This is a genomic window from Geoalkalibacter sp., assembly GCF_030604225.1.
GTDB lineage: Bacteria > Desulfobacterota > Desulfuromonadia > Desulfuromonadales > Geoalkalibacteraceae > Geoalkalibacter.
In genome coordinates this window covers 1-12,671 of the sequence record NZ_JAUVWH010000095.1, presented here as the reverse complement: position 1 = coordinate 12,671, position 12,671 = coordinate 1, and the positions used below count along the sequence as shown (strand labels likewise).

Genomic DNA, 12,671 nt, shown 5'->3' with positions numbered 1-12,671 from the left:
GGCGGCTCTCGACAGCGCCCTGGAGGATGCCCCGGACGGTCTGGGCGCTCTGCTCGCGGGCCTGCTCGATGAATTCGAGGCGCTGCTTGCCAAGCGTCACGGGTTTTTTCCGCGGGCGGACTGAGAGAAATCGGGCCTCAGAACAGGAGCTGGTCGAGCATCAGCGCCAGGGTGGCGGTGAGCATGGCGAGGTTGAGTCCGGCGAACAGGGCGGTTCCGGTGGTTTTGCGGAGGCTGGTCGGGATCAGCAGGGCGAGCAGAGCCAGCCCGGTCACGGCGGCTAGGTACGGGGTAGCGGCGGCGCCGGATCGCAGCAGGCCCAGGGCGGGCAGCAGCAGCAGGGACGACGCCAGGGCCAGAATCCACAGGGCGATGACCCGTCCGGACTGCCGGGAAGAAAAGCGGTCGAACAGGTGGGGCAGGCCGGCGCGCCGGTAATCCTCGCGCCAGCCGCTGAGCAGCAACCAGAAATGGGGCATCTGCCAGAGGAAAAACACCAGGGCGAGGCTGATGGCGCGGTGATCGCTCCAGGCGCCGCCGGCCGCGCACCAGCCGATCAGGGGCGGCAGGGCGCCGCACAGCGCTCCGGGCAGCACCGCGAAGGCGCTGCGGCGTTTGAGCCAGGTGTAGAGGCCGTTGTACCAGAGGACGGCGCCGCCGGCGAGAGCCAGCGGCATGATACCCAAAGGCGAGAGCAGCAGCATTCCCGCGCCGAGCAGCACCAGGGCGGTGCCCAGGCCCCAGGCAACCGGCCATTGACCGCTCGCCAGGGGGCGCCGGCAAGTCCGGTGCATGCGTGCGTCGATGCGGCGCTCCTGCACCTGGTTGAGCGCCGAGCAACCCCCCGCCAGAACCGCCACCGCCAGGCCCACCAGCAAGCTCGATGTCCCCCGGTTCATACCCCCGTGCAGCAGGTAGCCCGCCGTCGCCGAGAGGCCGACACCCAGGGAAAGGCGCAGGCGCAACAGGCGCGCCATGGGGAGGAAAAATTTTTCCATCATTGAAGCGTCCGCAGGAATTCCACCATCGCCTCCAGGTCCTCCTCGGAAAGGCGTCCTTCATAGTCGGGCATGATGGGCGGATAGCCGACCACGACGTCGGCTTTGGGCTGGAGGATGGAGCGGCGCAGGTACTCCGCATCGACGATCAGGGTGCGTTCGCGGCCCTCGCTGAGGACGCGCTTCTCGCGGCCGTATAGGCCCTTGAAGGTCGGCCCGGCCATTTGCGCGCCGTCCAGGGAATGGCAGCCCAGGCAGCCGTGGCGGCGCAACAGGTCCTCACCGCCTGCACCCTCGTCCTCCACCCGCGCCAGCCAAGCGATGAATTCGCCTTCCGGCAGGGCCTCGACGCGGGTGATCATGTCGGCATGGCCCGTTCCGCAGTATTCGGCGCAGAACACATGATAGCTGCCCGCCTCGGGGGCGACAAACCAGACGTAGTTGTCCATGCCCGGAACCATGTCGCGCTTGATGCGAAAGGCCGGCACGTAGAAGCTGTGCAGCACGTCCTCCGACACCAGATGAACCTTCACCGGCCGGCCCACGGGCACGTAAAGGCGATCGCTGGCGCGGCCGTTTTCATACTCGAACACCCAGGACCACATGCGCGCCACGGCCTTGACCTCCATGGCGCCCTCGGGCACGTTGCGCAGGGCCAGATAGCCGGCCCAGCCGTAATAGAACATGGCCAGCACGATGAGGGTCGGCAGCACCGTCCAGGTGATTTCCAGCCACAAATTGGAACTGACCTGGGAGGTCGGCTGGGGATGGCGGCGGTGATGGTAGCGCACCGCGAAATACACCATCACCGCGGCGATGCCCAGCAGCATGACGACGGAAATGCCGAAGATCAGGAGAAAGACCTGGTCGACCGCTTCTGTAGTTGTCTGGATCTGCGGAGTCACGCCGTCGCCTCACCGATAATGGACGTCGAAAAAGGTAAAGCCGATGAAGATCGCCAGGGTTAGCAGGGCGCAGAAGAAAAAGCCCTTGAGCAGGCGGTTTTCGTATTTCATGTGCATGAAAAAGGCGATGACCAGGCCCGACTTGAAGGAGGCGATGCTCAAGGCCAGCCACACGTTCCAGGGGCCGAGATCGATATGGGAGACGGCGACGGTAACGCCGGTCAGCGCCAGCAGGGCGAGCCAGACGAGGATGAAAATGCGGTCGCTGACGATATGTTTGGACGCGGAACTCACGGCGGTTTCTCCTCAGATGATGAGGTAGTACAGCGGAAAAATGAAAATCCACACCAGGTCGACCAGGTGCCAATAGAGCCCGGAATTCTCCAGGGCCACATAATCCTCGGCGTGGATGGCGTCGGCCGCCACCCGCAGCCACACCCAGACCAGCAGGGCGCCGCCGATCAGCACGTGCAGGCCGTGCAGGCCGGTGGTGATGTAATAGAGGCTGAAGAAGGCGATTTCCCCGGGCGGGCGCTCGAGCATGGCGGGACCGTCGGGATAGAGTCCGTGGCCGATCTTGGCGCTCCACTCAACATACTTGTTGACCATGAAGATCAGCGCCGAAGCGATGGTCGCGCCCACCAGCCAGAGCGTGCGCCCTTTGGCGCCGCGCTGGATGGCGCTGGTCGCCAGGGCGATGGCGAGACTGCTGGAGAGCAGCAACAGGGTGTTGGCCGCGCCGAATACCTCGTTGAGTTCGCTGCCGGCCGCCGCGAATTCGGCGGGATAGCGGTGCAGATAGACGGCGTAGAGAATGAAGAGGCCGCCGAACAGGATCAGTTCGGTGAACAGAAACAGCCACATGCCGAGCTTGGCGCCCGTGTAGTCCTTGTGCGCCGCCTCGCTCATGAGAGTCCCGCTCCCTTGAAGTCATAGGGGCCGCGGGTCACCACCGGATCCGCCGCGAAGTTTTCCGCCGGCGGCGGCGAGGGGATGCTCCATTCCAGGGTCGCCGCCCGCCAGGGATTGTCTCCGGCCGGTGCTCCGCGCAGCATGCCGCGCAGCAGGTTGGCGAACATCAGGAACAGCCCCGCCGCCAGAATCCAGGAGCCGACCGTCGCCATGACGTTGAGCACGGTGAATTCGGGCACGTAATCGTAATAGCGCCGCGGCATGCCGCGCAGGCCCACCACCATCATGGAAAAATAGAGGATGTTGAAGCCGACGAACAGGATGCCCCAGCTGAGGTTGGCGATTTTTCTGTCGTACATGCGCCCGAAGACCTTGGGCAGCCAGAAGTGCAGGGCGGCGAAGAAAGCGAAGCCGGTGCCGCCGAACATGACGTAGTGAAAGTGGGCGACGACGAAATAGGTGTCGTGCACGTGGATGTCGGTGGCCGCCGCCCCCAGGACCAGGCCGGTCAGCCCGCCGATGGAAAACAGCAGGATGAAGGAGAGAGCGAAAAGCATGGGCGGGTCGAGGTGGATGGAGCCCTTGTAAAGGGTTGCCACCCAGTTGAAGACCTTGATCGCCGAGGGGATGGCGACGATGAAGGTGAGCAGCGAGAACACCAGGATCGCCATGTCGCTCATGCCGCTGGTGAACATGTGGTGGCCCCACACCAGGGAGCCGAAGGCGGCGATGGCGAGGCTGGAAAGGGCGATGGCCATGTAGCCGAAGATCGGCTTGCGCGAGAAGACCGGAATGATGTCCGAAACCACCCCCATGCCGGGCAGCACCATGATGTAGACCGCCGGATGGGAATAGATCCAGAACAGGTGCTGGTACATGATGGGGTCGCCGCCGCGCGTGGGGTCGAAGAGGCCGGTGGAAAAGATGCGCTCGAGGATGATGAGCACCACGGTGATGCCCAGGATCGGCGTCGCCAGCACCTGCACCCAGGCGGTGGCGTAGAGGGACCAGACGAACAGGGGCAGGCGCGTCCAGGTCATGCCTTCGGCGCGCAGCCGGTGCACGGTGACGATGAAGTTGAGGCCGGTGAGGATCGATGAGAAGCCCAGAACGAACACGCCCAGGGCCGCCATGGAGACATTGGTGGTGGTTTCCAGGCTGAAGGGCACGTAGAAGGTCCAGCCCGTGTCCGGCGGGCCGCCGCCGCTGAACAGGGCGGAGATGGCCATGGCGCCGCCCAGCATGTAGAGCCACCAGGACAACAGGTTGAGGCGCGGAAAGGCCACGTCGCGCGCGCCGATCTGGATGGGCAGCATGAGATTGCCGAACACCGCCGGGATGCCGGGAATGATGAAGAGAAAGATCATGATCACGCCGTGCAGGGTGAACACGGCATTGTAGGTCTGGGCGCCCATCAGGGTTTCACCCGGGGCGATGAGTTCCAGGCGGATCAGCAGGCCGAGCAGCACGCCGATCAGGAACAGACAGACGATGGCGCTTAGATAGAGCAGGCCGATGCGCTTGTGATCCGTGGAGAAAATCCAGGAGAGCAACCCGCCCCCGCTCTCACCGCTGTCCAAAAAGCCGCGCGCGCTTCGCGGCGCGGTATCGAAATAGGAAGACATACACCATCCTCAGGATTGAGATTTTTTGCGCCCGCTCAGCAGCAGAAAAGCCAGCAGCGCCAGGGCCGTGGCAATGACCACCGTGGCCGAGACGCGCAGCAGGTTGAACACGTAGGTTTTGTTGTGGGCGTCGTAGCTGAAGCAGAATTCCAGCATGCGCTTAACCGTGACGCCGACGCGTCCCTCGGCGCCCTCGAGCAGGGCGAGGGTCAGGTTCATGGGCAGAAAACTGGTGCCGTGGAGGTAGCGCACGATCTTGCCGTCGGGCGCCACCACCACCACCGCCACCGGGTGTAGGAAGTCGCGCCCCTGGCGCTGAAAGCGATAGCCGATGGCCTCGGTGAAGCGCGCGATGTTCTCCGCGTCGCCGGTGAGAAAGCGCCAGGCCTCCTCGGGGAACTGGTTTTTCATGGCCGTCATGTGGATGCTTCGGGCGTTGCGCGCCCAAGCCGGCGTCTCCGTTTCGTCGAAGCTGATGGAGAGAACCTGGAACTGTTCGCCGGGCTTGAGCCGCACCTGCGGCAGGCTGGCCGCCAGCCCCTGCTGAAGAAAATTGCACACGTTGGGACACTGGTAATAAACCGGTGCGATGAGGGTCGGCACCCGGATCAACTCGCCCAGGGTCACGGCCTCGCCCTGCTCGTCGTGAAAAACGAGATCCAGGGGCAGATAGTCCCCGAGGCGCTCATCAAGGCCCACGGGGCCGCTCGCTTCCCGTTCCTCGGGGGCAACCAGCGGCGGGTGGTGGTGCGGATCGCCGGCCAGGGCCGGACCGCCCAGGGCGAGCAAGGCAACCGCAAGCCAGAGCAGGGGCCGTTGCCGGAAGTGGCGAAACAGATCGGACATGGCGATTCTCGCTGAAAGCTGATGAGGGCCGGGCGGGACAAAAAAATTTTCTCATCGCGGCCGTGCCTGCAATGATACCCGCCGCCTGCCGGATTGCAAACCTTCTTTGTTTTCATCCCCTTGAAAATGCGGGTCATCGCCGGAGCCGCGGGGGCGTTTGCCAGGCGCGCCGACTTGGCTTGCTCCGGCCCGGCCCGATCTGCTAGCATGTCCCTTCGTGGTCAACGTCTAATCATCGCGTCTGGTGGACATGAATCTGAGCCCTGAGGACATCAAACGGATTCTGCTGGAAGCCCTGGTCATCCTTGCCTTGGGCGTGGTGGTCGGGCTCTCCGTCAATTATCGGCTGGTGTTCAACGCCTTCGCCGGCAAACCCGTGGTCCCTCCCGCGCGCTCGGTCGCCGAGCAGGCGGCGAGCGCCTATCCCCTGCCCCTGAGTCTGGAGGAGGTCCGCCAGGCCGTGGCGGAGGGCGCGCTGCTGGTCGATGCGCGGATCGAGGACGTCTACCGCGAGGGTCACATTGCCGGAGCGCGGTCCCTGCCCCTGGCCGACGTGGATGCCTATCTCGCCGATTTTCTCGCCCAGGTGGCTCCGGAGCGCCAGCTGATTCTCTATTGCAGCGGCTACGGCTGCCCGGATTCCTTCGATCTGGGCCTGCGCCTCATCGACGAGGGCTATCTCGACGTCTGGGTCTACGAGGGCGGCATGCCCGAGTGGCACGCCGCGGGCCTGCCCGTGGAGAAGGGGGGGGCGGCGCGATGAGCCTCTCCTGGAAAACCCTTGTCTATCATGGCGCGCGCCTGATCCTGGGCGCCATCTTCGTCTACGCCGGCTGGATCAAGGCTGCCGACGTCGCCGCCTTTGCCGGCAACATCGCCAACTACCAGATCCTGCCCTACAGCTGGAATTTCCTGGTGGCGGCAACCCTGCCCTACATCGAGGTGCTGGCCGGGGTTCTGCTCATCGTCAACCAGCGGGTGCGGCCGGCGGCGCTGGTCATCGGCGGCCTCAACCTGGTGTTCATTCTGGCTCTCATCAGCGTCATGGCGCGCGGTCTCGACATCGACTGCGGCTGCTTCAGGCCGGACGCCGAAACCAAAACCACCGCCGCCGAGGCCCTGGTGCGCGATCTGGGCATCATGGTGCTGGTGGTGCTGACCTGGTGGCTGCGCGGCGCGGGACGTAGGACAAACTAACACTGCAACCACGAATGACCCGAATAGGCACGCATGGTAAAACCCTTTGTTTTGGGGGATTCGTGCGGATTCGTGTCATTCGTGGTTGCTTTTTAAGGTCTTCGGTTTATGGAAACATGGCAGCAGCAGCTGCGCGACAGCCTCACCACCCCGGAGCAGCTCGCCGCGCGCTTCGACATTGAGGCCGGCACCCTGGCGGAGGTCTGCGCCCGCTATCCCCTGCGCATCACGCCCCATTATCTCGATCTGATCGAGGGGCCCGGCGACCCTATCTGGCGCCAGTGCGTGCCCGACCCGCGGGAACTGGCCGACGACCAGCCCCTGGACGATCCCCTCGCCGAGGAGCAACTCGCGCCCCTGCCCAATGTGGTGCATCGCTATCCCGACCGGGTGTTGCTGCTGGTCGCGGGCACCTGCGCCACCTATTGCCGCTTCTGCACGCGCAAGCGCAAGGTCGGCTGCCGCGGCAACGAGGTGTCCCTGGGCGAGGTCATGGCGGGCATCGACTACGTGGCGCGCACGCCCGCGGTGCGTGACGTGCTGCTCTCCGGCGGCGAGCCGTTGCTCATGTCCGATTTGCTGCTCAAGGAAATTCTCGAGCGGCTGCGGCGCATTCCTCACGTCGATGTGATCCGCATCGGCACGCGCGCCCCGGTGGTGCTGCCGGCGCGCATCACCGAAAGCCTCTGCGCGCTGCTGCGCCGCTCTCATCCCCTGTTCATCAACACCCACTTCAACCATCCCCGCGAACTGACCCCCGAAGCCGCCGAGGCTTGTCTGCGCCTGGCCGATGCCGGCGTGCCGGTGGGCAATCAGACGGTGCTGCTGCGCGGCGTCAACGACCAGGCCGCGATCCTGGCGGAGCTGTTTCGCGGTCTGCTGCGCCTGCGCGTGCGGCCCTATTACCTGCACCACATGGATCTGGTGCGCGGCACCGGCCACTTCCGCACCCGCCTCGAAACCGGGCTGGAGATCATGGCGGCGCTGCGCGGCAGCCTCTCCGGCCTGGCCATCCCCCACTACGTGGTCGATCTACCCGGCGGGCGCGGCAAGATTCCCCTGGTGCCCGAATACGTGGAGCGCCTCGGCGACCAGGCGCTGCTGCGCGCGCCCAGCGGCGAGCGGGTGGACTTTCCCAACCTCTGCCCCCTATAACTCCTCCGGCGTGAACGTTACCACCTCGTCGATGGTCGCGGCGTCGGTGAGCAGCATCACCAGGCGGTCGACGCCCAGGGCGATGCCGGCGGCGGGTGGCATGTGGGCGAGTTCGGCGAGGAATCTGTCCGGCACGGGGTAGGGGGGCTGCCCGGCTTGAAGCCGCTGCGCCTCTTCGCGGGCGAAGCGCGCGCGCTGCTCCTCGGGGTCGGTGAGTTCGGAGAAGGCGTTGGCCAGCTCCAGGCCGGCGATGTAGAGTTCAAAACGCTCGGCGACCTCGGGGTTGCCGGGCTTTTTTCGTGCCAGGGCGGCCAGTTCGGCGGGATAGTCGGTGAGAAAACAGGGCTTGTCCCAGCCCAGGCGTGGCTCGATGGCGCAGGCGATGAGTTCGTCGAAGCGGTCCTCGGCCAGGGCCTGGTGGGCGGTTGTGTCGGTGTAGCGGGCGAAGGCCTCGGCGACGCTGAGCCGCTCCCAGGGCGGGCCAAGGTCGATGGCGCGGCCCTGCCAGGTAAGGTGGCCGCTGGGCGCCAAGGCGTGAAACAGGGCCTCGCAGTCGTCCATCAGGGCATGGTAGTCGGCCTGGGCCCGGTACCACTCCAGCATCGTGAATTCCGGCAGGTGGCGGCTGCCGCGTTCGGCGGCGCGCCAGCAGCGGCAGATCTGAAACAGGCGCGGATAGCCGGCGGCGAGCAGGCGCTTCATGGGCAGTTCCGGCGAGCTGTGCAGAAACCAGTCGCCGCTTGGCACCGGCGCGATGTAGGCTTCCGGGGCGTTGCCCGGGACGCGGTGCGGGGTTTCCACCTCCAGAAAGTCGCGGTCCATGAAAAAAGCCCGGATTCCGCGCAGAATCCGGGCCCTCTCCATCAATCTGTCACGCTTGCCGGCGAGGCGCCAGTTGGGCTCCGCCATGCGCGCTTATTCCTTGACCCGGGTGTTGTAGGCGCCGGTGCGGGTGTCGATCTGGATCAGATCGCCCTCCTCGACGAAGCTCGGCACCTGCAGGGTGTAGCCGGTTTCCACGGTGGCCGGTTTGTTGTTGCCGGCGGCGGTGTCACCCTTGACCCAGGGGTCGGTGTGGGTAACCTTGAGGTTGACGAAGTTGGGCAGGGTGATGCCGATGGCGCGCTCGCCGAACATGAGAACATTCACGTTCATGTTGTCGATGAGAAAGTACTTATCGTCGCCCAGGGTTTCCTCGGAGAGATGCACCTGGTCGAAGCTCTTCTGGTCCATGAAGACGTAGCCCGACTCATCCTGGTAGAGGTACTGCATGTCGCGGTCCTCGAGGCTGGCGGGTTCGAAGGATTCGCCGGAGCGGTAGGTGCGGTCAAACAGCGAGCCGGTGATCATGTTGCGCAGCTTGCACTTGTAGAGGGCCTGGCCCTTGCCGGGCTTGGTGAAGTCGAAGGCGACGATGACATGCGGCTCGCCGTCGACCATGAGCTTGAGGCCCTTCTTGAGGTCGGAACAGTTGTACATGGGGGAGAATCTCCTTGCTATGGCGGATTCGCGGAATCGGTCGAATTGGAAACCCTGCATTTAACCACAGAAAAAGAAGATTTTCCACCGGAAATTCGTGGACGCGGGAGGGTCGATGTACTCTCGTCAACCTCGCAATAACCGCGAGGACGTTGATTAGGGGCCGCTATCCCTGCCTCCGCGAGTTCTTGCGGGTGCGATACAGCCTTTCGGTGAAGCCACCCTCGGCGAGAAAATCCTGCTCCAGTCGCTCCAATTGCCGCTTCAACAGAAAGCAGGTCTGGTTGATCAGGCACAGGATGGTATTGGCAGCAACCTCCGGAGGGGCCGTGCCAACCCCGTAAGGGTCGCGAACTTCTTTTTTGTCGGACGGGTCTGACTGGTCCGACAGGTCTGACAAGTCGGACAAAAACCACTCCTGCGGAAAATTCCGGTAACGGTAGCGGACCGCCCGTGCCTCGGCATCGTTTTTCTGCCATTGCCGCAGGTTTTGCTGTCGCAGAAAGTCCTCGTAGTCCAACAAAAGCTCTTCGAGGCTGGCCTTGGCGACATTCGTCAGCTTCAACTCGGTTTTTTTCGAAGTGGCCGAGGCCATGCTTCCTTCGGCGATGTTTTGCCGTCCGCTGCGCGCCGCCTGCACCATCTGGTCATGGGTTCGCGACCGGCGGCTGATGAAACGGTTGCAGAAAATCACCGTGGCATCATAAACGACTTCCGCCGTCTGAAAGCTGCGCAAACCGCGGTATCCGCCGTGCGCCGTCAGTAGGCGCTCGTTGGCACCCACGTTCTTCCCAGGCTTTTCGGAACCCCAGGCCGCGCTTGGCGGCGATTGCGTCAACAGTTTGTGGACCTCGCGCACATCTCGAACAATGCCGTTCAACAGAGCCCTCAATCCGGCTTCGTCCAGTGGTGCCTTTTCCTTTGATAGTGCCGCGATCCAGGCCAGTTTTTCCGCCAGCGCCCGCCGTGTCAGCTTCATTCATCACCCTCCACGCAATTCATTGGCAATTCAATCCCGCCCCGGAACCTTGGGGTGTCCTGTCGATGATTGCGCTTTTCACGACGCATCAAGGGGGTGCGGGTCAGGGAGTTTTTACCGCGCGGAGCCTGCCTGGTCAACAAAGGAACTACGCATTGATTCCATCACCCGCGTCCGCCGATTGTCTTCAGCCCCGGGGTTATGCTACCTTCCCGCCAGTTTCACCACATTTTCAAGGAGTCTCCGATCATGATCCTCACCAACGATCTCAGACGCGGGCTGGTGATCCAGCTCGATCAGGCGCCCTGCCTGGTGCTCGACGTCAGCTTTCAATCGCCCTCGGCGCGCGGCGGCAACACCCTGGTCAAGACCAAGTACCGCAACCTGCTCACCGGCCAGGTGCTGGAAAAAGCCTTCAAGGCCGGCGACAAGGTGGACGAGGCCGATTTCGAGCGGCGCAAGGGCCAGTACCTTTATCCCGCCGATGAGGGCGGGGTGTTCATGGATTGCGAAAACTACGAGCAGTACGAACTCGGGGCCGAACTTTTCGAGCCGGTGCAAGGCTACCTGCTCGAAGGCGCCGAGGTGACCCTGGGGGTGTTTCAGGGGCAGGTGGTGAGCGTCGATCCACCCATGGTGGTGGAACTGGTGGTGACGGACACGGCGCCGGCCATCAAGAACGCCACCGCCACCGCCCAGACCAAGGAAGCGGTGCTGGAAACCGGCTTGCGCCTGCAGGTGCCGGGTTATCTCGAAGCGGGCGAGAAGGTCAAGGTCGATACCCGCGAGGGGCGCTTCGTGTCGCGCGCCTGAGTCGCAACGACAGATCAAGGTAAACAAGCCGCTTTTCCCGTCGAGGGAGGCGGCTTTTTTAATGAAATCTCAAGTAGGGAAATTGTCGATTTCCGGGGTAAGTTGCCGAAACAAAATAATAAAAACATGATAAATCAATAGCTTGTGGCTCCTTGACAAGTGTTCGTAGCCTGCTATGAACAATAGACGAGTTGGATGGAGGAGTGTTTTGCGGCGTCCGCCCGAGGCAGGGGATTGCTCCCGAAGGGAGGAGGTGAGGCGTGTTCGGGGATCGGCGCGGCGCAGGGCGCAAGGCCTTGTCCATTTTGGCTTGGTGGATGAAGAATCCTATTCCCAAGGGAGGTCACAGCTTATGAAAACCCTGCTTCGCACGGTGCCGGCCCTGGTCGTCCTGGGCCTGCTGGCGGCGCTGCCCGCCGCCGCGCAACTCTCGCCCATGGAAACCCTCGGCAAGGAACTCTATTTCGACCAATCCCTCTCCAGCCCCTCCAATATGTCTTGCGCCTTCTGTCACGGCGAGAGCGTTGGTTTTACCGGCGACAATCCCGCCATCAACAAGCAAGGCGCGGTGTATCCCGGCGCGGTGCGCCAGCGCTTCGGCAACCGCAAGCCGCCAAGCTCCGCCTATGCCGGCGACAGCCCGGTGTTTCACTATGACATGGACGAGGAACTGTTCGTCGGCGGCATGTTCTGGGACGGGCGCGCGACGGGCTGGGTAACGGGCGATCCCCTCGCCGACCAGGCCATGGGGCCCTACCTCAATCCCGTGGAACAGAACCTGCCCAGCGAACAAGCCGCGTGCATGATCGTCGCCGGGTCCAAGTATGCCCCGCTCTACGAGCAGGTTTTCGGGCTCCCCATTGACTGCACCGTCTCTGATGCGGACGGGCATCTGGCGGCCTACAAGAATTTCGCCCGCGCCGTGGCGGCCTTCGAGCGTTCACTGGAGGTGAGTCCCTACAATTCCAAATTCGACTATGTGATGGCCGGCGAGGCCGAGTTTACCGCCCAGGAAGCCCAGGGTTGGGAGCTGTTCAACGGCAAGGCCATGTGCGCCCTGTGTCATCCGGCGCCGCTGTTCACCGACTTCACCTACGACAATCTGGGCGTGCCGAAGAACCCGGCGAATCCCTTCTACCGCATGGATACGGTTTATATCGACGGCATGCCCATCAACCCCGAGGGCGCCGCCTGGATCGATTCGGGGCTGGCCGGTTTCCTCGAAAGCCTGCCGGAAAGCTGGTTTGCCGATCAGGGGCTGGACAAGGCGACGGTGGTCGCGGAAAGTTACGGCAAGCACAAGGTGCCGACCCTGCGCAACGTCGACAAACGCCCCGGCAATGGTTTCACCAAGGCCTACATGCACAACGGCGTCCTTAAGAGCCTGGCCGAGGTCGTGAGCTTCTACAACAACCGCGATGACATGATCGCCAACGGTATGATCGTGCCGGAAGTCGCGGAGAACATGAACATGGACGAGTTGGGCGCCCTTGGCCTGAGCGCCGATGAGGAAGCGGCGCTGGTGGCTTTTATGGGAACCCTCTCCGACGGCTACCAGCCCCAGTCCAAGAAGCCGAAGACAAATTAGTCCGCCTCTTCAAAGCATACCCACGAGTCAGGGCAGGCACTTTAGGCGCCTGCCCTGAATTTTTCTCCTCGTTTGTTTTCCTCTCGCCGCCCCGGCTGCCTTGCCTTTCGCACAATTGCGAAAACGGCTGAAATACGGCTTCGCAGCATTGCAAAACCTTGTTCTATCCCCTCG

Annotated in this window: 14 protein-coding genes; 5 read left to right on the top strand and 9 right to left on the bottom strand. The window is 63.5% G+C overall.

The window, feature by feature from the left end; translation table 11 throughout:
• Positions 1-137 precede the first annotated feature (137 nt).
• From QAT43_RS10780 to QAT43_RS10755, 6 genes are read right to left on the bottom strand one after another with little or no spacing between them, the layout of a single operon-like run.
• A complete protein-coding gene (locus QAT43_RS10780) occupies positions 138-1,001 on the bottom strand; it encodes a protoheme IX farnesyltransferase (protein WP_305043079.1) in 864 nt (287 codons plus the stop codon).
• The gene (coxB, locus tag QAT43_RS10775; protein WP_305043078.1) at positions 998-1,903 is read right to left on the bottom strand and encodes a cytochrome c oxidase subunit II; all 906 of its coding nucleotides are present in this window, start codon (positions 1,901-1,903) and stop codon (positions 998-1,000) included. The genes QAT43_RS10780 and coxB overlap by 4 nt, the downstream gene beginning before the upstream one ends.
• Before the next feature lie 9 nt (positions 1,904-1,912).
• Positions 1,913-2,197: a cytochrome C oxidase subunit IV family protein gene (locus QAT43_RS10770; RefSeq protein WP_305043077.1), complete on the bottom strand. Its 285-nt coding sequence runs from the start codon at positions 2,195-2,197 to the stop codon at positions 1,913-1,915.
• A gap of 12 nt (positions 2,198-2,209) precedes the next feature.
• On the bottom strand, positions 2,210-2,812 hold the full coding sequence (locus tag QAT43_RS10765) for a cytochrome c oxidase subunit 3 (protein WP_305043076.1): 603 nt from the start codon (positions 2,810-2,812) through the stop codon (positions 2,210-2,212).
• Entirely contained in the window at positions 2,809-4,440 is a 1,632-nt protein-coding gene (ctaD, locus tag QAT43_RS10760) for a cytochrome c oxidase subunit I (protein ID WP_305043075.1), read from the bottom strand. The genes QAT43_RS10765 and ctaD overlap by 4 nt, the downstream gene beginning before the upstream one ends.
• A gap of 9 nt (positions 4,441-4,449) precedes the next feature.
• Positions 4,450-5,286 (bottom strand): SCO family protein, encoded by an 837-nt coding sequence (locus tag QAT43_RS10755; protein ID WP_305043074.1) that lies wholly within the window; start codon positions 5,284-5,286, stop codon positions 4,450-4,452.
• Between the two features lie 250 nt (positions 5,287-5,536).
• Here QAT43_RS10755 and QAT43_RS10750 point away from each other — a divergent pair, with 250 nt between their 5' ends.
• From QAT43_RS10750 to QAT43_RS10740, 3 genes are all read left to right on the top strand, one after another.
• A complete protein-coding gene (locus QAT43_RS10750) occupies positions 5,537-6,049 on the top strand; it encodes a rhodanese-like domain-containing protein (protein WP_305043073.1) in 513 nt (170 codons plus the stop codon).
• On the top strand, positions 6,046-6,483 hold the full coding sequence (locus tag QAT43_RS10745) for a MauE/DoxX family redox-associated membrane protein (protein WP_305043072.1): 438 nt from the start codon (positions 6,046-6,048) through the stop codon (positions 6,481-6,483). The genes QAT43_RS10750 and QAT43_RS10745 overlap by 4 nt, the downstream gene beginning before the upstream one ends.
• A gap of 108 nt (positions 6,484-6,591) precedes the next feature.
• On the top strand, positions 6,592-7,638 hold the full coding sequence (locus tag QAT43_RS10740) for a KamA family radical SAM protein (RefSeq protein WP_305043071.1): 1,047 nt from the start codon (positions 6,592-6,594) through the stop codon (positions 7,636-7,638).
• Here the strand turns inward: QAT43_RS10740 and epmA are convergent.
• The 3 genes from epmA to QAT43_RS10725 form a co-directional block, all read right to left on the bottom strand.
• Positions 7,633-8,547 (bottom strand): EF-P lysine aminoacylase EpmA, encoded by a 915-nt coding sequence (gene epmA / locus QAT43_RS10735; RefSeq protein WP_305043070.1) that lies wholly within the window; start codon positions 8,545-8,547, stop codon positions 7,633-7,635. The genes QAT43_RS10740 and epmA overlap by 6 nt on opposite strands.
• A gap of 6 nt (positions 8,548-8,553) precedes the next feature.
• A complete protein-coding gene (efp, locus tag QAT43_RS10730; RefSeq protein WP_305043069.1) occupies positions 8,554-9,117 on the bottom strand; it encodes an elongation factor P in 564 nt (187 codons plus the stop codon).
• Between the two features lie 166 nt (positions 9,118-9,283).
• The gene (locus QAT43_RS10725) at positions 9,284-10,096 is read right to left on the bottom strand and encodes a four helix bundle suffix domain-containing protein (protein WP_305043068.1); all 813 of its coding nucleotides are present in this window, start codon (positions 10,094-10,096) and stop codon (positions 9,284-9,286) included.
• A gap of 249 nt (positions 10,097-10,345) precedes the next feature.
• On the opposite strand from QAT43_RS10725, the gene QAT43_RS10720 reads away from it, so the two are divergent.
• Together QAT43_RS10720 and QAT43_RS10715 are read left to right on the top strand one after the other, a co-directional pair.
• The gene (locus QAT43_RS10720; protein ID WP_305043067.1) at positions 10,346-10,909 is read left to right on the top strand and encodes an elongation factor P; all 564 of its coding nucleotides are present in this window, start codon (positions 10,346-10,348) and stop codon (positions 10,907-10,909) included.
• A 352-nt stretch (positions 10,910-11,261) separates the two neighbouring features.
• Positions 11,262-12,497, top strand: a complete 1,236-nt coding sequence (locus QAT43_RS10715; protein ID WP_305043066.1) for a cytochrome-c peroxidase — start codon at positions 11,262-11,264, stop codon at positions 12,495-12,497.
• Positions 12,498-12,671: the final 174 nt, after the last annotated feature.